17 protein-coding genes are annotated in these 20,694 nt (G+C 74.1%); 8 read left to right on the plus strand and 9 right to left on the minus strand.

Annotated elements, in window-relative coordinates:
• Positions 1–88 precede the first annotated feature (88 nt).
• The 9 genes from ACQP60_RS09565 to ACQP60_RS09605 form a co-directional block, all read right to left on the minus strand.
• Complete coding sequence (locus ACQP60_RS09565) at positions 89–2,110, minus strand: RICIN domain-containing protein (protein ID WP_429731265.1); 2,022 nt, start codon at positions 2,108–2,110, stop codon at positions 89–91.
• Positions 2,111–2,190: 80 nt separating this feature from the next.
• The gene (locus ACQP60_RS09570) at positions 2,191–3,624 is read right to left on the minus strand and encodes an aminopeptidase P family protein (protein WP_429731267.1); all 1,434 of its coding nucleotides are present in this window, start codon (positions 3,622–3,624) and stop codon (positions 2,191–2,193) included.
• On the minus strand, positions 3,621–4,904 hold the full coding sequence (locus ACQP60_RS09575; RefSeq protein WP_429731270.1) for an alpha/beta fold hydrolase: 1,284 nt from the start codon (positions 4,902–4,904) through the stop codon (positions 3,621–3,623). Before ACQP60_RS09575 ends, ACQP60_RS09570 begins: the two co-directional genes overlap by 4 nt.
• Complete coding sequence (locus ACQP60_RS09580) at positions 4,901–5,866, minus strand: ATP-binding cassette domain-containing protein (protein ID WP_429731273.1); 966 nt, start codon at positions 5,864–5,866, stop codon at positions 4,901–4,903. The genes ACQP60_RS09575 and ACQP60_RS09580 overlap by 4 nt, the downstream gene beginning before the upstream one ends.
• On the minus strand, positions 5,863–6,717 hold the full coding sequence (locus tag ACQP60_RS09585; RefSeq protein WP_429731276.1) for an ABC transporter ATP-binding protein: 855 nt from the start codon (positions 6,715–6,717) through the stop codon (positions 5,863–5,865). Before ACQP60_RS09585 ends, ACQP60_RS09580 begins: the two co-directional genes overlap by 4 nt.
• Positions 6,718–6,727: 10 nt before the next feature.
• Entirely contained in the window at positions 6,728–7,726 is a 999-nt protein-coding gene (locus ACQP60_RS09590) for an ABC transporter permease (RefSeq protein ID WP_429731279.1), read from the minus strand.
• Complete coding sequence (locus ACQP60_RS09595) at positions 7,726–8,682, minus strand: ABC transporter permease (protein ID WP_429731282.1); 957 nt, start codon at positions 8,680–8,682, stop codon at positions 7,726–7,728. The genes ACQP60_RS09590 and ACQP60_RS09595 overlap by 1 nt, the downstream gene beginning before the upstream one ends.
• A gap of 4 nt (positions 8,683–8,686) precedes the next feature.
• Positions 8,687–10,402 (minus strand): ABC transporter substrate-binding protein, encoded by a 1,716-nt coding sequence (locus ACQP60_RS09600; RefSeq protein ID WP_429731285.1) that lies wholly within the window; start codon positions 10,400–10,402, stop codon positions 8,687–8,689.
• A gap of 72 nt (positions 10,403–10,474) precedes the next feature.
• The gene (locus ACQP60_RS09605) at positions 10,475–12,412 is read right to left on the minus strand and encodes a glycoside hydrolase family 127 protein (RefSeq protein ID WP_429731288.1); all 1,938 of its coding nucleotides are present in this window, start codon (positions 12,410–12,412) and stop codon (positions 10,475–10,477) included.
• A gap of 303 nt (positions 12,413–12,715) precedes the next feature.
• Here ACQP60_RS09605 and ACQP60_RS09610 point away from each other — a divergent pair, with 303 nt between their 5' ends.
• From ACQP60_RS09610 to ACQP60_RS09645, 8 genes are all read left to right on the plus strand, one after another.
• On the plus strand, positions 12,716–13,393 hold the full coding sequence (locus tag ACQP60_RS09610; RefSeq protein ID WP_429731291.1) for a GntR family transcriptional regulator: 678 nt from the start codon (positions 12,716–12,718) through the stop codon (positions 13,391–13,393).
• Between the two features lie 85 nt (positions 13,394–13,478).
• Positions 13,479–14,678 carry an NAD(P)/FAD-dependent oxidoreductase gene (locus ACQP60_RS09615; protein ID WP_429731294.1) on the plus strand — a complete coding sequence of 400 codons (1,200 nt, stop codon included), beginning with the start codon at positions 13,479–13,481 and terminating at the stop codon, positions 14,676–14,678.
• Positions 14,675–14,986 carry a (2Fe-2S)-binding protein gene (locus ACQP60_RS09620; protein ID WP_429731297.1) on the plus strand — a complete coding sequence of 104 codons (312 nt, stop codon included), beginning with the start codon at positions 14,675–14,677 and terminating at the stop codon, positions 14,984–14,986. The genes ACQP60_RS09615 and ACQP60_RS09620 overlap by 4 nt, the downstream gene beginning before the upstream one ends.
• Entirely contained in the window at positions 14,983–16,431 is a 1,449-nt protein-coding gene (locus ACQP60_RS09625) for an FAD/NAD(P)-dependent oxidoreductase (RefSeq protein ID WP_429731301.1), read from the plus strand. The genes ACQP60_RS09620 and ACQP60_RS09625 overlap by 4 nt, the downstream gene beginning before the upstream one ends.
• Positions 16,432–16,503: 72 nt before the next feature.
• Positions 16,504–17,421 (plus strand): dihydrodipicolinate synthase family protein, encoded by a 918-nt coding sequence (locus ACQP60_RS09630; protein WP_429731304.1) that lies wholly within the window; start codon positions 16,504–16,506, stop codon positions 17,419–17,421.
• Between the two features lie 56 nt (positions 17,422–17,477).
• Positions 17,478–18,479 carry a proline racemase family protein gene (locus tag ACQP60_RS09635; protein ID WP_429731306.1) on the plus strand — a complete coding sequence of 334 codons (1,002 nt, stop codon included), beginning with the start codon at positions 17,478–17,480 and terminating at the stop codon, positions 18,477–18,479.
• Positions 18,480–18,489: 10 nt separating this feature from the next.
• Entirely contained in the window at positions 18,490–19,989 is a 1,500-nt protein-coding gene (locus ACQP60_RS09640; protein WP_429731309.1) for an aldehyde dehydrogenase (NADP(+)), read from the plus strand.
• A 43-nt stretch (positions 19,990–20,032) separates the two neighbouring features.
• Positions 20,033–20,692, plus strand: coding sequence for a GOLPH3/VPS74 family protein (locus ACQP60_RS09645; protein ID WP_429731312.1), 660 nt, complete (start codon positions 20,033–20,035; stop codon positions 20,690–20,692).
• Positions 20,693–20,694: the final 2 nt, after the last annotated feature.

Raw genomic sequence — 20,694 nt, forward strand, 5'->3', positions numbered from 1 at the left:
GCCCCAGCACTGCCGAGCAGGCGGTTGACACCGTGATCAGGCGCGAGATCGCGCGATCACGGTGTCAACCGCCTGTTCGGTGTCTGGGCTAGCGCGTGACGACGAGGACCGACGAGACGTTGCCCGCACGGTCCGTGGCGCGCGCCTCGACGCGGTCGCGCGGACCGATGCTGATCGCTCCTCGGTAGGTGGCCCACGCGTCGCGGCCGACCCGGTACTCCAGGAGGGCGACGCCGGACGCGTCGTCCGTGGCGTCGAGGGTCAGGGACTTCCGGTTCGGGTGGGCCCACGCGGACGTGACCTCCGGCGCCGTGACGTCCGGCAGCAGGTAGGCGCCGACGCCCTGGGCCGCCGTGCGGGTCGTGTCCTCCAGCAGCCACCGGGTCGCGTCGGCCGGGGCGGTCAGGGTGAGCGAGACGCCGGACGTGGTGCGGCCGTCGACGTCGAGCGCGCCGCCGGTGCCCGCGTTCACCAGGTGCCCGTCGTACGGCTCGGCCTCCGTCGAGGTGTCGGGCACGAACGTCCACCGCTGCCGCGGGTCGTCCGGGTCCGCCTCGACGCCGGCGTACCGCACCTCGGTGTCCGAGACGGCCGTCAGCGCACCGGACCCGTCGGAGGCGGCGATCGTGTACGCGCCGCCGCCCGCGGGGGCGAGGGACCAGACGCCGTCGCCCCACCTCGACCAGACGACGACGTCGCGCTCGGGGTGGTCGGCGTCGCCCGCGTACCGGTCGACCTGGTACTCGGTGCCGATCCCGTCGGTGACGATGCGGAACCTGTCGGCGGCGAAGTCGACGTCCTCGGCGGTGGCGCGCTCGGGCCGCTCCGGGAGCTGGGTGTAGTCGCCGTGGTAGACGTCGGGCGCCGGCTCGTCCCACGGGGCCGGGAGGGTCAGGTCGGCGGGGTAGACCTTGGCGAGGAGCGCGTACGCCTGCGGGTCGTACGCCTTCAGCTCGGCGCGGGTGTTGATCGGGCTGCGCACCCCGTCGGTCCAGTCCGGCTTCTCCGCCATGACGTCGAACCAGATGGCGGACAGCGTGGCGAAGTACTCGTCGATGTTGCCGATCGCGTACGTGTTCGGCCACCGGCCGGTGGACCACGAGTTCTCGTACGCGTCGTACAGCTCGTCGGACAGACCCGTGTCGGCCAGGGTCTCGATGCCCACGAGCCGTACGGCGTGGCCGAACTCGTGGATCAGGATGTTCTCGTTCGGGTAGCCGGTGTTGAGGAACGCGTTCTCGTCCCCGCGGGTGCGCAGCACGTTGCGCTCGGAGATGGACGACACGCAGCCGTTCCACTCGCTCCCGCCGTATCCCTCGACGTCGTACATCTCGGGGTCGTAGCCGCCCCGGTGCTCGGGCACGAGGTAGGCGTTCTCCCGGGACGCGTACACGGCGAGCGAGCAGCCGAAGTCGGCCATCCGCGCCGCGATCCCGTTGTCGGACTTCCCGAGCTGGACGTCCACCTGCGCGGCGGCCAGGTCGAGCGTGGCCGGGTCGACGCGCGGGTTCGCCTTGACGACGATCCCGGACCCGGTCGTCACGGACTGCGTGTAGTAGTCGAGGCGCGGGACGCCCGTGTACGTCGCGTCCCGGGCGGGCCGGCCCTCCGCGTCCTCGATCTGCGACCCGTCCACCGTGACGGTGAGGGGCTCGTCCGGGTCGAGCGTGCCCGTGTAGGCGATGCTCGCCAGGTGCAGGTCCTCGGGCAGACGGGCCATGCTGTTCGCGTCCGACGCCGCGATCTGCCGGTTGTCCTTGTCGAAGAAGATCGTGTCGGTGGGCCCGGTGGCGGGCTTGGGCGTGAGGGTGACGGCCGTGCCGCCCTGGGTGAGCGTGACGTGCTCGGGGCTCACCGCCGCCGTCTCGTCGACGTACCGGTCCCACGAGATCTCGAGGAACTTGCCCTCGTTGATCACGCGGACCTCGGTGACCTGCGGCCCGTCGTACGCCGGGTCGGCGGCCACGGTGCCGTCGGCGGCGACCGGGATCGTCGCGGCGTCCTCGGCCGTGGCGGGGCCCGCCACGGCGAGCAACGACACGGCCGTCGCGGCCGCCGTGACCGCAGCGGCCGCGACCGCCCGGCCGGACCTGGCTCGGATGCTCTTCACTGCAGTGTTCCCTTCGTCTGCGAGGTGGTGCCTGACGTTGGTGCTGCGGTGGTGCGGACCCCGCCCGGGGCGGGGACGTCTCAGACGACGGCGGGCAGCCGCTCCGCCGTCCAGGCCTCGACGCCGGCCGCGTCGATGGGCAGGGCGTCGGACAGCACCTCGTGGCCGTCCGGGGTGACGAGCAGGTCGTCCTCCAGCCGCACGCCGACGCCGCGCAGCTCCGGCGGCACGGTGAGGTCGTGGGCGTGGAAGTACAGGCCCGGCTCCACGGTCATGACGACGCCCGGCTCCAGGTCGGCGCCCATGTACTGCTGCCACTCGCTGTGCGCGCAGTCGTGCACGTCGAGGCCCAGGTGGTGCCCGATGCCGCACACGAGCCAGCGCCGGTGGTGCTGGCCCTGCGGAGAGAGGGCCTCGTCGACGGAGACGGGCAGCAGGCCCCAGTCGTGCAGGCCCTGCGCGATCACCTCCATGGCCGCGTAGTGGAAGTCGAGGTAGTTCACCCCCGGGCGCACGTGCGCCATCCCGGCGCGGTGGCTCTTCTCCACGAGGTCGTGCACGGCCCGCTGCGTGTCCGTGAATCGGCCCGACGGCGGCACCGTGCGGGTCACGTCGGCCGTGTAGAGCGTGTTCTCCTCGACGCCCATGTCGAGCAGCAGGGGCGCGTCGGGGAGCACCGGGCCGTCGCAGCGCACCCAGTGCAGGGTGGGCGCGTGCGGGCCGCTGCCGACGATCGTCGCGTAGCCCGGCCCGTTGCCGGTGGTGCGGGCGTGCCGGTCGAACGTGCCCTGCAGCCAGCGCTCGCCACCGGCCCGGACCGCCGTCGGGATCTCCCGCACGACGGCCTCGAAGCCGGTCACCGTGTGGTCGACGGCGGCACGCAGCTGCGCCACCTCCCAGGCGTCCTTGACCATGCGCAGGTCCGCGCACGCCCGCGCGAGCTCGGCCGACGGCTCCAGGCCGTGCCGCGCCACGACGTCGGCCGGCACCGCGCGCCCGGCCCACCAGCCGGAGCCGTGCGCCAGGGCGTCGTCCAGCTCCGCGAGCGGGCGCACCGGGACGCCGAGCGCCTGCGCCCACTCGCCGAGCCCGGGCGAGGCGCCCACCCACAGCTCGCCGTGCATCGCGTCGGAGAAGAACGCCGGGTCGCCCGGCCGCGCGGGCGGCGGCGCGTAGAGCACGGCGTCCGCCCCGTGCAGCACGACGACGGCGTCCTCGAGCTGGCAGCCCGTCAGCCACACGAAGTCGCTGTCGGCGCGGAAGTCGTACGACGTGTCGTTGCTGCGCACGGGCGCGCGCCCGGCGCCGACGACGACGGTCCGCCCGCCGAGCCGCTCCGCCAGCCGGGCACGGTGCGCCGCGGCGGCCTCGGCCGCGTCGTCGGGCACCCGGGCGGGCACGACGTCGGTGGACCAGCCCTGGGCGATCATCTCGGTGAAGGCCGGCACCTCCGTGAGGCGCGGGGTGCGGTTGCCCGAGTGCGGGGGCCGGTGGTGGTGGGCCTGCTGCGTCATCGTCGTTCTCCTCCTGCGTCCCGGACCAGCTCCCGCAGGCGCCGCAGCACCCGGGGGTCGCCGATCCCGTCGTGCTCGTACTCGTTGGTGACCCAGGCGTGCGAGCTCCCCAGCCTGGACAGGGTGTCGAGCTGCAGGCCCGAGTCCACGTACATGTCGTCGAAGTAGACCGCCGCGGCCAGCGGCACGTCGTTCGCGGCGAGGCGCTCGACGTCGTACAACGGGCTCCACTCCCGGCGCGCGGCGAGCTCGTGCACCGCCGGCGCGAACGGCCTCAGCAGCCGCACCTCGTCGAACATCCACGGGAACGCCATCTCGCCGGTGAGCAGCAGGGGCCGCTCGTCGGGCCCGAACTGCGGCCGCTCGTCGCGGGCGCGCTGCGCCGCCCACGCCGTCGGGCCGTTCGCGCCGTCGCCGTAGATGGACTCCTGGAGCGTCCAGAACAGGGGGTTCGACGCCGACGACGAGCGCACCAGCACCTGCTCCAGGAACGCGTGCGACAGGCGGCCGGGGCGCACGAACGCCTCGTCGACCAGCCAGTGCAGGCGCTCGGACCCGGGCTTCATCCCCAGGTCGATCCCCAGGGACTGGAACCGGTGCACCGTGAGCGCGTCGCCGTCGGGCAGGCGCACGTCGCCCTCGGCGAGCCGGTCGGCGATCGCGGCCACGGCGTCGACGTCCTGCGGGTACAGGTCGTAGAAGCGCCGCGTCTTGGCCTCGGCGCGCGCGAACGTGCGCCGGTACACCTCGTCGGCGCTCGCGGGCGTGCCCGGGATGCCGCCCGCGACGTAGCAGGCGGCCAGCCCCTCCGGCGCCGTCGACAGGTAGGCGAGCGTGATCCACCCGCCGAACGACTGGCCCAGGGTGGCCCACCGGCGGCCGTCGTAGTGCGTGCGCCGCACGTGCTCCAGGTCGGCGACGATCGAGTCCGCCCGGAAGCACGCCAGGTAGTCGGCGCCCGCGACGGCGTCCCCGCGCGCCGCGACCGCCTCCCCGTCCAGCGGCGTGCTGCGGCCGGTACCGCGCTGGTCCGGCAGGATCACGCGGTACGTCGTCAGGGCCTCGTCGAGCCAGCCGTCCCGCTTCAGCGGGCGCGGCGACGCGCCGCCCGGCCCGCCCTGCAGGTAGACCAGCAGGGGCAGGTCGTCGCCGCGGCGCTCGGGGTCGACCAGCTCGCGCCAGAAGACGTCGATCTGCTCGCCCTCGGGCCGGGCGTGGTCGAGGGGGACCGCCGTCGTGCGCTCCGTGACGTGCAGTCCCGGCAGGTGATAGGTGGTCACGCGGTGGTCTCCTCCTCGGTGGCTACGGTCGCGGCCCGCACCTCCGCGGCCTCGCGGCGCGCCCGCTCCCACTCGGGGCGGATGCGCGGCACGGCGGCCAGCAGGGTCCGGGTGTACTCGTGCTGCGGGTCGTCGAAGACGGCGTCGCGCTCGCCCTGCTCGACGATGCGCCCCTTCGACATCACGGCCACACGGTCGGCGATCTGCCGCACGACGGCGAGGTCGTGCGCGATGAAGAGGTAGCTGAACCCCTCCTCGCGCTGCAGCCGGCGCAGCAGGTTGATGATCTGCGCCTGCACGGACACGTCGAGCGCGGAGACGGCCTCGTCGCAGACCACGAGCCGCGGCGACACGGCGAGCGCGCGGGCGATGCCGATGCGCTGCGCCTGGCCGCCCGAGAACTGCGACGGGTACCGGCGGTGGTGGTCGGGGTCCAGGCCCACGCGCTCCATGAGCTGCTGGGTGAACGCCCGGGTGCCGCCCGGCACCTCCCGCCCCTGGTAGACCAGCGGCGCGGTGACGATCCGCTCCACCGTGTGCCGCGGGTTGAGCGACGAGTACGGGTCCTGGAAGACCACCTGCACCTCGCTGCGGAACCGGCGCAGACGGTCGCCCTTCGCGTGCGTCACCGGCTCGCCGTCGAAGACGACCTCGCCCGACGTCGCGTCCGTCAGCCGCGCGACGATCCGCGCCGTCGTCGACTTGCCGGAGCCCGACTCGCCGACCAGGGCCAGCGTCTCCCGCGCGCGCACCTCGAGACTCACGCCGTCCACCGCGCGGAACGTGTCCGCCCGGCCCAGCAGCCCGCCGGTGCCGGGCACCGCGAACTCCTTGACCAGGTCCGTGGCGCGCAGCAGCGGCCCGTCGTCGTGCGCCGTCGAGGCCGCCGGTGCGCTCGCGGGGGTGACGGCCCTCGATCCGGTGCCGGCCGCGGTGCTCTGCCCGGTGCTGGTCGCGCTCATCGCTTCCCTCCCACGCCGGCGGTGCTGGCTGCGGTGTCGATGCCCCGCAGGTCGCCGATCTCGTCGTCGATCCGCGGGACGGCGTCGAGCAGCGCCCGCGTGTACGGGTGCTGCGGGTCGGAGAACAGCCGGTCGGCGGGCGCCTGCTCCACGGCCACGCCGTGCCGCATGACGACGACGTGCTCGGCGATCTCGGAGACGACGGCGAGGTCGTGCGAGATGAGGATCAGCGCCGTCCCGGTCTCCCGTCGCACCTCCTGCAGCAGGTCGAGGATCTGGGCCTGCACGGTGACGTCGAGCGCGGTGGTGGGCTCGTCCGCGATGAGCAGGTCCGGCTCGGTGGAGAGCGCCATCGCGATCATCACGCGCTGGCGCATGCCGCCGGAGAACTGGTGCGGGTAGTGGTCCACCCGCCGGCCCGCGTCGGCGATGTGCACCCGCTCCATCGCCTCGACGGCGACCTTGCGGGCGGCCCGCCGGGTGACCCCGGGCCGGTGCGCCCGGTAGGCCTCCTCGATCTGCATCCCCACCGTGTAGTACGGGTTCAGCGAGGACAACGGGTCCTGGAAGATCATCGCCATGCGGTCGCCCCGCAGGCGCCGCACCTTCGACTCGGGCAGCGCCGTGAGCTCGGCGCCGTCCAGGGAGACCCGGCCGCGCAGGCTCGCCGTGGGCGGCAGCAGCCCCATGACCGCCAGCGACGTCATCGACTTGCCGGAGCCCGACTCGCCGACGATCCCCAGCGACGCGCCCTGCTCCAGCGTGAACGAGAGCCCGTCCACGACGTCGACCGGCCCGTGCGCCGTCCGGAAGGTGATGGTGAGGTCCTCGACCTCGAGCAGCGTGCTCATGCTCGCCCCCTCATGCCCGGGCCCCGACCCGGACGCGCGGGTCGATGGTCGTGTAGACGATGTCGACGATCACGTTCCCGACGATCACCAGGAACGCCGCGACGAGCGTGACGCCCATGATCACCGGCTGGTCGTTCTTGGTGATCGAGTCGGACGCCATCTTGCCGATGCCGTTGAGGCCGAAGACGGTCTCGATGATGATCGCGCCGCCCAGCAGGCCGGCGAAGTCCATGCCGAACAGCGTCACGACCGGCGTGAGCGCGGGCCGCAGCGCGTGCCGCCGCCACACCAGCCGCGGCGCGAGGCCCTTGGCGCGGGCGGTGCGCACGAAGTTCTCGTCGAGCGTGTCGAGCACGTTCGCCCGCGTCAGCCGCTGGTACATCGACGCGTAGGTGAACGCGAGCACCAGCCACGGCATGACGAAGTTGAGGAACCACTGCCCGGGGTCGGCGGCGAACGGCACCGCCTGGGGGAACGGCAGCCACCCGAGCCGCACCACCAGCACGTACTGCAGCACCAGGGCGAGCACGTAGTTGGGGATGGAGACACCGCCCAGGGCGGCGCCGGTCGCGGCCCGGTCGAACCAGGTGCCCTTCTTGATCGCCGCGATCATGCCGCCGGAGACGCCCATGAGCAGCCACAGCACGGCCGCGCCCACGGCGAGCGTGGCCGAGACGCCGAAGCGCTGCTCGAACATCTCGAGCACGGGCTGCCCGGTCTGGAAGGAATAGCCGAGGCAGGGCGCCGCGCAGTCGATCGCGTTGGCGCCCGTGCCGTACGTGGTGCCCACGAACAGCCCGGCGAGGAAGCCGAAGAACTGCTCGTAGAACGGCCGGTCCAGGCCCAGGTTGTTCCGGATCTGGTCGATCAGCTCCGGCGTGCAGTTCTTGCCGCAGATCTGCACGGCCGGGTCGGGGGAGAGCGCGAAGAAGATCGCGTACGTGAACAGGACGACGAGGAACAGCACCCCGACCATGCCGGCGAGCCTCGTCACGAGAAAGCGGACCATCAGCGCCTCTCTCCCGCGTCGACGACGTCCTTGAGCCGGTCGCCGAGGACCGTGAAGGACAGCACGAGCAGGAACAGGAAGGTTCCGGGGATCAGGAAGTACATCGGGTCGACGGCGTACCAGCTCATCGACTGCGCGATCATCTGCCCCCAGGACGGGGTCGGCGGGACGACGCCCACGCCGAGGAAGCTCAGCCCGGCCTCGGTGCCGATGTACCCGGGCACGGCGAGCGTCGTCATGACGATGATCGTGGAGCGCAGGTTCGGCAGGATCTCCAGCAGCACGATCCGCCAGCCCGACGCCCCGGACGCCCGGGCCGCCTCGACGAACTCGCGCTGCGTGATCGTCATGGTCTGCCCGCGCACCACCCGGGCGAGGTAGGGCCACCCGAACACCGAGATGACGAGCACCAGCAGCGGCGCGCGGTTGCTCGCGGGCAGCGCCGACAGGATCGCGATCATGAAGATCAGGGCGGGGAACGCCATGAGGAAGTCCATGACGCGCGAGACGACCTGGTCGACCTTGCCCCCGTGGTACCCGGCGAGGAGTCCGAAGAGGACACCGAGCAGGGTGGTGAGGGCGGTCGCGGCGAGCGCGATGAGCATGGAGGTGCGCGCGCCGTAGACGATGCGTGCGAACAGGTCGCGGCCGGTGCCGGGCTCGACACCGAACCAGTGCTCGGCGCTGATCCCGCCGAGCGGGCCGATCGGCAGGCCGCCGAGGTTGGGGTCGATGGCGGCCTGGTCGAACTCGTACGGCCCCCAGCCGGAGAGCTTGACGACGAGCGGCGCGGCGACGGCCAGGAGCGCGACGAGCGCGATGTACGACAGGGCGAGCACCGCCCCGCGGCTGCGGAGCAGGTGGTGCCAGACGCCCTGCCGGGGCGCCGGGGGCGCGTCGCCGACGGACGGCGCGCCCCCGGTCTCTGCCTCGAGCGTGGTCATGCTGAGGGTCATGGCATCAGCCCTTGCTCGGGTCCTTGAGCCCGACGCCGGTGTAGTCGAGCCCACCGGTCGCGACGCCGGGGCTGGAGTACACCCCGGTGACGTTCTCGCCGGGCAGCAGCACGACCTTCTCCACCAGCAGCGGCACGATCGGCGCCTCGGCGAGGACCTGCTCGTCGAGGTTGCCCCACGCCTCGTTCGCCGCCGCCGGGTCGGTGATGGCGAGCGCGTCGTCGATGGCGGAGTTGATCGCCGGGTCGTCGATCTGGCCGAGGTTCGAGTTGCCCTTGTCGGTGATGCGGCGCCCGTCGAACAGCGGCGGGATGACCGTGCTGGCCGACGACGCCCAGTCCGGGCACCAGCCGGTGATCGCGGCGTCGTTCTGCAGCTTGGGCGTGCCGATCGTCTCGTAGAACTTCGAGGTGTCGATCGGGTTGAAGGTGACCTTGATGCCCACGCGGGACAGCGACTGCTGGACGGCCTCGGCCTGCGCCTGCAGCTTGGGCTGCGTGCGCATGTCGAGCGTCATCTCGAACCCGTCCGGGTAGCCGGCCTCGGCGAGCAGCTCCTTGGCCTTCTCGACGTCGCCGGTGTTCCCCTCGCTGGGGTAGAGGTCGAACTCCTTGTACCCGGCGACCGACTCCGGGATGGTCGTGCTGGCGATGTCGGCGAGCATCGTGCCGCCGGTGCCGTTCTGCACGGCCGCCTTGTCCACCGCGTACGAGATCGCCTGGCGCACCTTGACGTCGTCGAGCGGCTTCTTGGTCGTGTTCAGGCCCATGTACGTGGTGCAGACGCCCGGCCAGTCGACCAGGCGGTCCTTGTACTTCGGGTCCTGCAGGCGGGCGAGGGTGGCGGGCTGCAGGTTGCCGCCGATGGCGTTGACGTCCGTGCCCTGGCCGGCGAGCAGGCGCTCGTCGATGGTGGCCGGGTCGAGGCCGAGCTGGAAGTTCCAGCCGTCCGGCTTGGCGGTGCGCACCTCGTCCGTGGCCGGGTCCCAGTTCTCGTTGCGCACGAGCTTGATGACGCTGCCGGGGGTGTACTCGTCGAGCGTGTACGGGCCGGACGCGACGATGTCGTTGAGGAACTCGTCGCCGGCGCCGGAGCCGACGGGGAACGGCGCGAAGTTCGGCTGCGACGCGACGGCCGGGAAGTCGGGGAACGGCGCCTTGAGGTGGAAGACGATCGTGGTGTCGTCGGGCGTCTCGATGGTCGGCAGGTCGCCGGACTTGTACGGGCCCTCGTAGTCCTTCGGGGCGTCGATGACCTGCTTGGCGTACGGGGAGCCGATGCCGATCTCCGGGTCCCAGGCGCGGGAGACGCCGAACTTCACCTCGGCGGACGTGATCGGGTCCCCGTTGTCGAACTTCAGCCCGTCCTTGAGCGTGAACGTCCAGGTGAGGCCGTCGTCCGACACGGTGCCGGTGTCCGTGGCGAGGTCGGGCACGATCTCGTTCGGGTCCTCCGCACTGCCCGAGGCGGGCGTCGTGAGCGTGCGGTACACGAGCCGGTAGAAGTTGTTCACGCCGCCGTCCCAGCCCTTGGCCGGGTCGAGGTAGGAGAAGTCGGCGTTCTGCAGCACCTGCACGACGCCGCCCTCGGCGGGCTCGCCCTGGAGGCCGCCGGCGGTGCTCGCCGTCGAGCCCCCGCCTCCGCCGCCGGAGGAGCACGCGCCGAGCGCGAGGAGGGCCGCGACGCCGAACGCTGCGGCACGGAGGGCTGGTCTGGTCACTCGTCGTGTCATGGAAAACCTCCCAGGGTGGGGATGGTGCGACGGGTCGGTCGGGGAGTGCGGTGGTGCGGGTCAGGACGTCCGGAGGAAGACGCGCATGGCGCCCACCTCGCGGTTGCCCCAGAGCGCGTAGGGCACGAGGGCCACCGGCGCGCGGTGCGTGGTGGGCGCCGTGGCGCCCAGCGGGGGGTACGGGTCGTCGCCCGTCGGCGGCGCGACGGCGAGGTCGCCGCGCAGCACGCGCCACGGGTGGTCCTCGTCGACCGCGAGCCGGGGCACGTCCTCGGCGGCGAGGAGCAGGTCGTCCACCGGGGCGGGGGAGTCCTGCTGCTCGACGCAGTACACGAGCGGCCCGCGCAGGACGGCGGCCGTGCCGCGCGCGGCGTCCAGGTGCGGGTGCGCGGTGACGGCGCGGACCTGCATGGGCAGGTCGAGCACGACCGTCGTGCCCGGCGCCCAGGCACGGGTCAGCCGGAGCCAGCCGTCGGCCGCGAGCTCGGCGACGGGCTCGCCGTCCACCGTCGCGGTGGCGCCGTCGGCCCAGGCGGGCACGCGCAGCGCGAGCGTCGTGGGGCCGTCCGCGGCGCGGCGCACGCGCACGGTGACGCGGCCGTCCCACGGCAGGTCCGTCGTCACGTCGACGTCCATGGCGGGGGAGTCGATCGTGGCGCTCGCGTAGAGGGCCAGGGTGAGGGTGTCGTCGTCGGCCACGGCCAGGTGGTCCTGGAGCTCCGACATCCAGCGGACCACGTTGGGCGGGCAGCAGGGGCAGCCGAACCAGGCCCGGCGCAGCAGCTCGCCGTCCTTCTCGGCACCGCTGCGCTGCTCGTGGTCGGGGCGGCGCTGCAGCGGGTTGTCGTAGAAGAACGCGGCGCCGTCCTCGGACAGGCCGACGGCGTACGCGTTGTGCAGCACCCGCTCGACGTGGTCCAGCACGTCGGCGCGGCCGGTGGCGAGGAAGAGCCGCCAGCCCCACTGCGCCGTGCCGATCGCGGCGCACGTCTCGGCGTAGGCGCGCTCGGCGGGCAGCTCGAACCGGTCGCCGAACGCCTCGTCGGAGTGCCGCGAGCCGATGCCGCCGGTGAGGTAGGACTTGCGGGCCACCATGTCGTCCCACAGGTGCTCGAGGTGGGCGAGCAGCGCGGCGTCGTCCGTCTCGAGCGCGACGTCGGTGGCCCCGGCCGCGAGGTAGACCATGCGCACGGCGTGCCCGGTGACCGACTCCAGCTCGCGCAGCGGCACGGCGTCCTGGAAGTAGTCCGCGGCGAAGATCGTGTGCGCGAGGGTCCCGGCGCCGCGACGGTCGACGAACAGCCGGGCCTGCTCCAGGTAGCGGCGGTCGCCCGTCTCGCGGGCGAGCTCCACGAGGGCCATCTCCACCTCGGGGTGGCCGCAGTACGCCGGCTCGCCGTCCGGGCCGTAGCGTTCGACGACGAGGTCCGCGAACCGCGCGGCGACGTCGAGGAGCCGGCGGTCGCCGAGCTGGCGGGACGCCGCCACGGCGGCCTGGGCGAGGTGCCCGAGGTTGTACATCTCGTGGCCCCAGGAGAGGTCCTGCCAGGGTTCCTTGGGGCTCTGCGGCGACTGGTAGAAGGTGCCGAGGTAGCCGTCGGGCCGCTGGGCCCGCTCGATCAGCGCCACCGATTCCTCGAAGAAGTCGCGGGCAGTCTCCAGCGCCGCGGCCTCGTCCTCGTCGGCGGGCTCGCGGCCGAGCTCGTAGGCGATCCCCTCGAGCGTCTTGTAGACGTCGGTGTCGAGGAACGGGTAGCGCCCGCGGTAGTCGCCGACCGCCGGGTCGTGGAGCCGCCGGAAGTTGTCGAGGTTGCCGGCCTGCCGCACCTCGCGGACGACGTGCGGCACGGTGACGACGCGGTTGCGCCGCTGCCAGGCGTGGAGCAGGCCGCCGGTGAGGCGGACCCGGTCGGTGCCGAGCGGGCGGCCGGCGCGCCCCGCGGCAGCGACGGCGGGCGCCCGGGTCGCTTCGGGAGCCAGGTTCGGGGTGGTCGCCACGACAATCTCCTCGGTGGTATATCACATGGCACATGTCCTGCCGCGTCGCCCGGGGGCGAGCCGGCTGACGTCGTCGTCCGGTACTGCTGCCGCCGTCCGCGTCGTCGCGTCCGGCGGGGTCGACCCGGTGCCGGCAGATGCCCGGAACCGCGCCGTTCCTGCAGGTGGGCGAGGTGCCGGGTCGCGGCCCCTGTGCCCGTCGCCTGGCGGGTCGTCTTGACCTGCCAGCCGATGTGGGCGGTAACATATCATGCACTACTGTGATGTCCACCACCCCCGGATCAACCCCGTGAGGAAGTGCTCATGTCGGAAGCCGTAGCGTCGTTCCGCCGCATCGAGGCGCCCGTGAGCCTGCGTGAGACCGTGTCGCGGGCACTCACCGCCGCGATCGTCTCGGGCGACCTCGCCCCGGGCACCCTCGTCTCCGTGCCGTCGCTCACCGCCCGCTTCGCCGTGTCGGCGACGCCGGTGCGGGAGGCGATGCTGGACCTCGAGAAGCGCGGGTTCGTCACGGCGGTCCGCAACAAGGGCTTCCGGGTCACCGAGGTGTCGCCGGAGATGCTGAGCCACATCGCGGAGGTGCGCCAGCTCCTCGAGCCGCCGGCGATGGAGAAGCTCGCGGGCCGCTTCCCGCAGAGCGCGCTGCCGGCGCTGCGCGAGCAGGCCGACGCCATCGTCACCGGGGCGCGCTCGGGCGACCTGGTGACATACCTCGAGGCCGACCGTGACTTCCACCTGCGGCTGACCACCCTGGCGGGCAACCCCCTGCTGGTGGACGTCGTGGCCGACCTGCGCAGCCGCGCGCGGCTGCTCGGCCTGTCCCAGATGGTCGCCACCGATCACCTGGAGCAGTCGGCGGCCGAGCACCACGAGCTGCTCGACCTGCTCGCCGCGGGTGACGCCTCCGGGGCGCGGGACCTCATGCGTCGTCACATCGGCCACACCACCGGCTGGTGGGCGGGGCGCCCCGAGGAGGACTGACCCGACGGGGCTCGGCGACGTGGCCGACCCCTCTCCCGTCCTGGTATGTGACATATTACTGGCCATCTACTCGAAGGAGCTGTCGATGACCGACGACGTCGTGGTCGTGGGGGCGGGCATCGTGGGTGCCGCGTGCGCCCGTGCGCTCGCCCGTCGCGGGCTCGCCGTGACCGTCCTCGACCGCGGCGGCGCGGCGTCGGGCACCACCGCCCACGGCGAGGGCAACCTGCTCGTCTCCGACAAGGAACCCGGCCCCGAGCTGGTCCTCGCGCAGCACGCCGCTCGCCGCTGGCCGACCCTCGTCGAGGAGCTCGCCGAGGAGCTGGGACCCCGCTTCCCCGCCGTCGAGTACGACCCCAAGGGCGGCCTGGTCGCCGCGACGACGGCCGAGGGGGCCCAGCCCCTGCGGGACTTCGCCGCCCGGCAGCGGAGCGCCGGGGTGGACGCGCGGGAGGTCGACGTCGCCGGTGCGCTCGAGCTCGAACCGGCCCTGAACCCCGGCCTCACTGCCGCGGTCTGGTATCCCGAGGACGCGCAGGTGCAGCCCGTCGCCGCGGCGGAGGCGCTGCTCGCGTCGGCGCGACGTTCCGGGGCCCGGGTGCGCACCGGTGTCGAGGTCGTGGGTGCGCTGCGCGACGGCGATCGGCTGGTCGGGGTCCGCACCACCGCCGGCGACGTGCCGGCCGGCGCCGTCGTGCTGGCGGCGGGGCCGTGGTCCGGCGTCGTCGCCGCCCGGCTGGGGGTCGCGCTCCCCGTGCGCCCGCGTCGGGGGATGGTGCTGGTCACGACCCGGATGCCGCACGTCGTGCGGCACAAGGTCTACGACGGCGACTACGTCGGTGCCACCCAGTCCGGCGACGCCGCGCTGCAGACGTCGAGCGTGGTCGAGTCCACCGCGGCGGGCACCGTGCTGATCGGGTCGAGCCGCGAGCAGGTCGGCTTCGACGACCGGCTGCGCGCCGCCGTGCTGCGGGAGATGGCCGCCCGCGCCGTGCGGCTGTTCCCGTTCCTCGCCGACGCGAGCGTCATGCGGACCTATCTCGGGTTCCGCCCCTACGTGCCCGACCACCTGCCGATCGTGGGCCCCGACCCGCGGACGCCGGGCCTGTGGGTCGCGACCGGGCACGAGGGCGCCGGCATCGGGCTCGGGCCCGTCAGCGGCGAGCTGCTCGCCGACCTGTTCACCGGCGCGGCGCCCGAGGTCGACCCCGCGCCGTTCCGTGTCGACCGCCCCGCGGTGCTCGCCGCGGGTTCCCCGTCCGAGGATCCAGGGGAGGCCTCATGACCACGCACCGGCAGGACGCCGGGCCGCGCCCGCTGACCATCACGCTCGACGGCGAGCCCTTCGCGGGCATCGAGGGGCAGACGATCGCGGGGATGCTGCTGGCCGCCCGGCGGCGGTCGTGGCGCACCACCAGCGTCGACGCCGCGCCCCGCGGCGTGTTCTGTGGCATCGGGGTGTGCTTCGACTGCCTCGTCACCGTCAACGGGGCCCGCGACGTGCGGGCGTGCCTGCGGCGCGCGGCCGACGGGGACGTCGTCGAGACGCAGCACGACCCGCTGCCCGGCACGAGCGCGGAGGCGACGTCGTGAGCCGCCGCGCGGTGGTCGTGGTCGGGGCCGGGCCGGCGGGCCTGTCCGCCGCGCGCGCCGCCGCCCGCGCGGGCGCCGAGGTGACGCTGCTCGACGCGTCGGACCAGGTGGGCGGGCAGTTCTGGCGGCACCGGGTGCAGCCGGGCGGGACGACGGCGCCCGACGAGGCCTCCTTCCATCACGGCTGGGGCACGTTCACGGCGCTGCGAGACGTCGTCGCCGGGCACCCGCGGGTCACGCTGCTGACGTCGGCCCAGGTGTGGGCGCTCGAGCGGCTCGACGACGGAGTGCTCCTGCGCGTCCTGGTCGGCACCGCCGACGCCGCGGGCCGCGAGCACCTCACTCTCACCCCCGACGCCCTCGTGCTGGCCACGGGGGCCCACGACCGGACGCTCCCGTTCCCCGGCTGGCAGCTGCCCGGAGTCACGACCGCCGGCGCGGCCCAGGCCCTCGCCAAGGCCGAGCGTGTGGCCGTCGGCGACCGCGTCGTCGTCGCCGGCGCGGGGCCGTTCCTCCTGCCCGTCGCGACGTCGCTGCTGCGCACCGGCGCGCGCGTGCTGTCGGTCCACGAGGCCGCCACCCCGGCGGCGCTGGTCCGAGGCTGGGGCGCGCGGCCGGCCGGGCTGCTGGGCGCGGCCCACAAGACCGGCGAGCTCGGCGGGTACGCCGCGGCGCTCGCCCGGCACCGCGTCACGTACCGGGTCGGCGAGGCCGTGGTCGCCGCGCGAGGGGACGGCCGGGTCGAGGAGGTGACGGTCGCGCGCGTGGACGCGCGGTGGTCGCCCGTGCCGGGCACCGAGCGCACGGTCGCGGCGGACGCCGTGTGCGTCTCGCACGGCTTCACGCCCCGCCTCGAGCTGGCGGTCGCGGCGGCGTGCGCGATCTCCTCCGACCGCTTCGTCGTCGTCGACGACCGCCAGCGCACCACCGCGCCCGGCGTGTGGGCCGCCGGCGAGCTGACCGGCATCGGCGGTGCCGAGGCCGCGCTCGCGGAGGGGTGGGTGGCCGGGCACCACGCCGCGACCGGCGCGCCCGACGACGCCGCGCTCGCCCGCGCGGTGCGCCGCCGGGACCGGTCCGCGGACTTCGCGCGCCGGCTCGAGGCCGCGCACGGCATCCGCGGCGGCTGGACCTCCTGGCTGCGCGACGACACCCTCGTCTGCCGCTGCGAGGAGGTCGACGCCGGCACCCTGCGCGCCGCCGCCTGCGCCACCGCCTCGACCGACCTGCGCTCCGTGCGCCTCACCAGCCGCGCCGGGCTCGGCCCCTGCCAGGCGAGGATCTGCGGCCGCACGGTCGCGGAGCTCGTCGGGGCCGCGGAGCCCGCGGCCGGCGAGGGCGCGGGGGCGACGCCCGCGGTGCCCGACCGGAGGCCGCTCGTCGTGCCCGTCCGGCTGGGCGACCTCGCCACCCTGCCCGACGACCCCGCGACCGACAGCCCCTGACTCCGACCCTCATCCCGACACCGACCCTCGCGCCCCGGCCCCGGCGGCGCGTGAACCGAGAGGACACACCGCATGAGCTCCCAGAAGATCGACCTGGGCGGCGTCGTCGTCGCGACGACGCTGCCGTTCACCCCCGACGCCGCGGCGCCTGCCGGGCTCGCGGTCGACTACGACGGCTACGCCGCACACGTCGACCACCTCATGAACGCCGGCTGCCGGGGCGTGGGACCCAACGGCTCCCTCGGCGAGTACTCGTCGCTCACCGACGACGAGCGCCGCAAGGTGGTGCAGACCGCCGTGGAGGCCGTCGCCGGCCGCGGCATCGTCATCGCGGGCGTGCACGGCGTGGGCTGGCACCAGGCGCAGCACTGGGCCGAGCTCGCCCAGGAGGACGGCGCCGACGCCGTCCTGCTGCTGCCGCCCACGATCTACCGGGCCAACCGGCGCGAGATCGTCGAGCACTACGCCCGCGTCAACGAGGTGGGCCTGCCGATCATGGTCTACAACAACCCGTTCGACACCAAGGTGGACCTCACGCCGGACCTCGTCGCCGAGCTCGCGCAGCTCGAGAACGTCGTGGCGATCAAGGAGTTCTCCGGTGACGTGCGCCGGATCTCCGAGCTGCGCGAGGTGGCCGACATCGACGTCATCGCCGGGGCCGACGACCTGCTGTTCGAGTCGCTCGTCATGGGCGCGACGGGCTGGTTCGCCGGCTACCCGAACGCGATCCCCGAGGTCGCCGTCGAGCTCTACGAGCTGGTGCGGGCCGGGAAGATCACCGACGCGCGGAACCTGTACGAGAACGTGGTCGCCATGTTCCGCTGGGACTCGCGCACCGAGTTCGTGCAGGCCATCAAGCTGTCCACGCAGATCGCGGGGCGCCCGTTCGGCATCGAGACGCGCCCGCCGCGCGGCCCGCTGTCCCCGGAGCAGGAGGCCGCCGTGCGTGCCGACACCGAGAAGGCCCTCGCGTACATCGCCCAGCGCTGAGCCCGGACAACTCCGAGCCTGGACAACACCGAGCCCGTCACCCAGAGAGGCCGACCATGCGATCGTCCCGCACCTTCACCGCCGTCGACTCGCACACCGAGGGCATGCCCACCCGCGTCGTCACGTCCGGGCTGGGCGTGATCCCCGGCGCCACGATGAACGACAAGCGGCTGCACTTCATCGAGCACCTCGACGACGTGCGCCAGCTGCTCGTCAACGAACCGCGGGGGCACGCCGCGATGAGCGGTGCCATCCTGCAGCCCTCGACCCGCGACGACTGCGACTGGGGCGTCGTGTACATCGAGGTCTCCGGCTGCCTGCCGATGTGCGGGCACGGCACGATCGGCGTCGCCACCGTGCTGGTGGAGACGGGCATGGTGACGGTCACCGAGCCGACGACCACCATCCGGCTGGACACCCCGGCCGGGGTGGTCGTCGCTCGGGTCGACGTGCGCGACGGGCACGCCGAGTCGGTGACGATCGAGAACGTGCCGAGCTTCGTCGTCCGGCTCGACGACGAGGTCGACGTGCCCGGGCTCGGCACCGTCCCCTACTCGCTCGCGTTCGGCGGCAACTTCTACGCGATGGTCGACCTCGACGACGTGAAGCTGCCGTTCGACCGCGCCCGGCAGCAGGACATCCTCGCCGCGGGGCTCGCGATCATGGACGCGATCAACACCACGGCCCCGCCGTCGCACCCCACGATCGCGGGCGTGGACCACTGCCACCACGTCGAGTTCATCGCGCCGGGCTCCACCGCCGAGCACTCCCGGCACGCGATGGCGATCCACCCCGGGTGGTTCGACCGGTCGCCCTGCGGCACCGGCACGTCCGCCCGGATGGCGGAGCTGTGGGCGCGGGGCGAGCTCGCGCTCGACGCGGACTTCGTCAACGAGTCGTTCATCGGCTCGCGCTTCGTGGGGCGGCTCGTGGGGGAGACCGAGGTCGCCGGGATCCCCGCCGTGCTGCCCACCATCACCGGTCGTGCCTGGGTCACCGGCCTGGGCACCTACCTGCTCGACCCGAGCGACCCGTTCCCCACCGGCTTCCAGTTCTGAGGTGCAGACGATGACGACCCCGACAGGTGCCCCGACGACGACGGCGCCCGCGCAGGCGGACGAGGCGGCCCGCGCCGCCGCCGCGGCCGCGCCCCTCCTCGCGGACCTCCCGCCGTCGACGCGGGCCGACGCGCTGCGCGCCGTCGCCGACGTGCTCGGTGCGCACGAGGACGAGCTGGTCGCGCTCGCCGCGGCGGAGACCCGGCTGGCCGAGGCCCGGCTGCGCGGCGAGCTCAAGCGCACCCGGGTGCAGCTGCGGCTGTTCGGCCGGGTGGTCGAGTCCGGCGCCTACCTCGACGTCCGGCTCGACGCCGCCGACCCGGACTTCGTGCTCGGGCCGCGCCCCGACCTGCGCCGCACCCTCTGGCCGGTCGGTCCCGTGCTCGTCTTCGCGGCCAGCAACTTCCCCTTCGCGTTCTCCGTGCCGGGCGGCGACACCGCGGCTACGCTCGCCGCCGGCTGTCCTGTGATCGTCAAGGCACACCCCGGGCACGTGGAGCTGTCCCGCCGGGTCGCCGACCTCATGACCGACGCCCTCGCCGGCGCCGGGCTGCCGGGCGGCACCTTCGCCCTGGTCGAGGGGGACGACGCCGGTCGTGACCTGCTGGCGCACCCCGCGGTCCGGGCCGCCGCGTTCACCGGCTCCACGCGCGTGGGCCGGCTGCTCGCCGACGCTGCGGCGTCGCGCCCCGACCCGATCCCGTTCTACGGCGAGCTCGGCTCGCTCAACCCGGTGCTCGTGCGTCCCGCCGCCCTCGCCGACCGCGGCGCGGAGATCGCCCGCGGCTGGGTCGGATCGGTCAGCGGCTCCGCGGGCCAGCTGTGCACGAAGCCGGGGTTCCTGCTGGTGCCCGAGGGCCACGGCCTCGGCGGGGTTGTCGCCGAGGCGGCGGCCGCGGTGCCCGAGCACGCGCTCCTCAACCCGCGCGTCGGCGCGGGATACGTCGCCGGACGGGCCGCCGTCCTCGCCACGCCCGGCGTGGGCGTCCTGGCCGAGGGGTCCGCGCGGACGGGGGAGGACGGCGTCGTGCGTACGACGCCGACCTTCGTCGAGACGGACCTGGCCTCGCTCCGCGAGCACCGTGACACGGTGCTGGAGGAGGTGTTCGGGCCGTTCGCGGTGCTCGTCACGTACCCGGAGGGCACGGACCTGGGCGCCGTGGTCGCCGAGCTCTTCCCCGGAGAGCTCACCGCGACCGTGCACCGCGGCCCGGACGAGGGGGCCGAGGTCGCCGGGCTGCTGGCGACGCTGGGTCGGCACGCCGGCCGGGTGCTCGTCGACGGCTGGCCCACCGGCGTCGCCGTCACGCCGGCGATGCAGCACGGCGGGCCGTGGCCGGCCACGACGACCGACGCGACGTCCGTGGGCACCGCGGCGATCGGCCGGTTCCTCCGCGGGGTCACGTTCCAGGACGCCCCGCAGGACGCGCTGCCCGCGCCGTTGCAGGACGGTAACCCGTGGGGGGTGCCGCAGACGCGCTCGGGTGTGGCAGAGTCGGCGCACTGGTAGGCGACGAGGCCACGACCAGGCGCTTCACGGGAGGACCCACCACGTGCTCATCGCCGAAGAGCTGCTGCTCCTGGCCCACGACGACCTGCGCACCGGCCCGTCGCTGTTCGACGACGCGCCCTACCGGCTCGCGGGCGCGTTGCTCGTCGAGCTGGTGATCGCCGGGCGCGTCGCGCTGCCGGCCCGCGGCGAGGACGGGCCGGTCGTGGTCCTCGACCGTGCGCCGACCGGGCGCCGCGAGCTCGATGACGCCCTCGACCTCGCCGCGTCGGCGCCCTGGCGCGCGACGGAGCTCGTCGACGTGCTGGCCCGCCGGGTCGAGCGGCCGATGCTCGACGGCCTCGTCGCCCAGGGCCTGCTCCGGCGTGAGGACCGAGCCGTCTGGGGCGTGCTGCGCAGCACCCGGTGGCGCACGGTCGAGGGGCCCGCGGTCGCCGTGCTGCGCCGTCGCGTGCACGGTGTCCTGCTCGACGGTGCGGCACCCGGCGACCGCACGGCCGCGCTCCTCACCCTCGCCGAGGGCTCGGGGTGGCTCCGGCCCCGCGTCCCGCGCGAGCGCCGCCGCGAGGCCGACGCCCGGATGCGCGAAGTGGCGGCGACGTGGTGGCGGGGGAGCGCGGTCCGGGAGGCGGCCGGGGCGGTCGTGGCGGCGGTCGTGGGCGTCGTGGGCTCCGCGACGCTGGTGCTGCCCGCCGGGACCTGACG

It is taken from the genome of Isoptericola variabilis (genome assembly GCF_050311655.1).
GTDB lineage: Bacteria > Actinomycetota > Actinomycetes > Actinomycetales > Cellulomonadaceae > Isoptericola > Isoptericola variabilis.

What these genes read in the sequence shown, in the direction of transcription:
- ACQP60_RS09630 (WP_429731304.1), top strand. Translation starts at nt 16,504, where the DNA reads ATGAGCTCCCAGAAGATCGACCTGGGCGGCGTCGTCGTCGCGACGACG.
- ACQP60_RS09635 (WP_429731306.1), top strand. Translation starts at nt 17,478, where the DNA reads ATGCGATCGTCCCGCACCTTCACCGCCGTCGACTCGCACACCGAGGGC.
- ACQP60_RS09610 (WP_429731291.1), top strand. Translation starts at nt 12,716, where the DNA reads ATGTCGGAAGCCGTAGCGTCGTTCCGCCGCATCGAGGCGCCCGTGAGC.
- ACQP60_RS09580 (WP_429731273.1), bottom strand. Translation starts at nt 5,866, where the DNA reads ATGAGCGCGACCAGCACCGGGCAGAGCACCGCGGCCGGCACCGGATCG.
- ACQP60_RS09615 (WP_429731294.1), top strand. Translation starts at nt 13,479, where the DNA reads ATGACCGACGACGTCGTGGTCGTGGGGGCGGGCATCGTGGGTGCCGCG.
- ACQP60_RS09620 (WP_429731297.1), top strand. Translation starts at nt 14,675, where the DNA reads ATGACCACGCACCGGCAGGACGCCGGGCCGCGCCCGCTGACCATCACG.
- ACQP60_RS09590 (WP_429731279.1), bottom strand. Translation starts at nt 7,726, where the DNA reads ATGGTCCGCTTTCTCGTGACGAGGCTCGCCGGCATGGTCGGGGTGCTG.
- ACQP60_RS09640 (WP_429731309.1), top strand. Translation starts at nt 18,490, where the DNA reads ATGACGACCCCGACAGGTGCCCCGACGACGACGGCGCCCGCGCAGGCG.
- ACQP60_RS09570 (WP_429731267.1), bottom strand. Translation starts at nt 3,624, where the DNA reads ATGACGCAGCAGGCCCACCACCACCGGCCCCCGCACTCGGGCAACCGC.
- ACQP60_RS09595 (WP_429731282.1), bottom strand. Translation starts at nt 8,682, where the DNA reads ATGACCCTCAGCATGACCACGCTCGAGGCAGAGACCGGGGGCGCGCCG.
- ACQP60_RS09585 (WP_429731276.1), bottom strand. Translation starts at nt 6,717, where the DNA reads ATGAGCACGCTGCTCGAGGTCGAGGACCTCACCATCACCTTCCGGACG.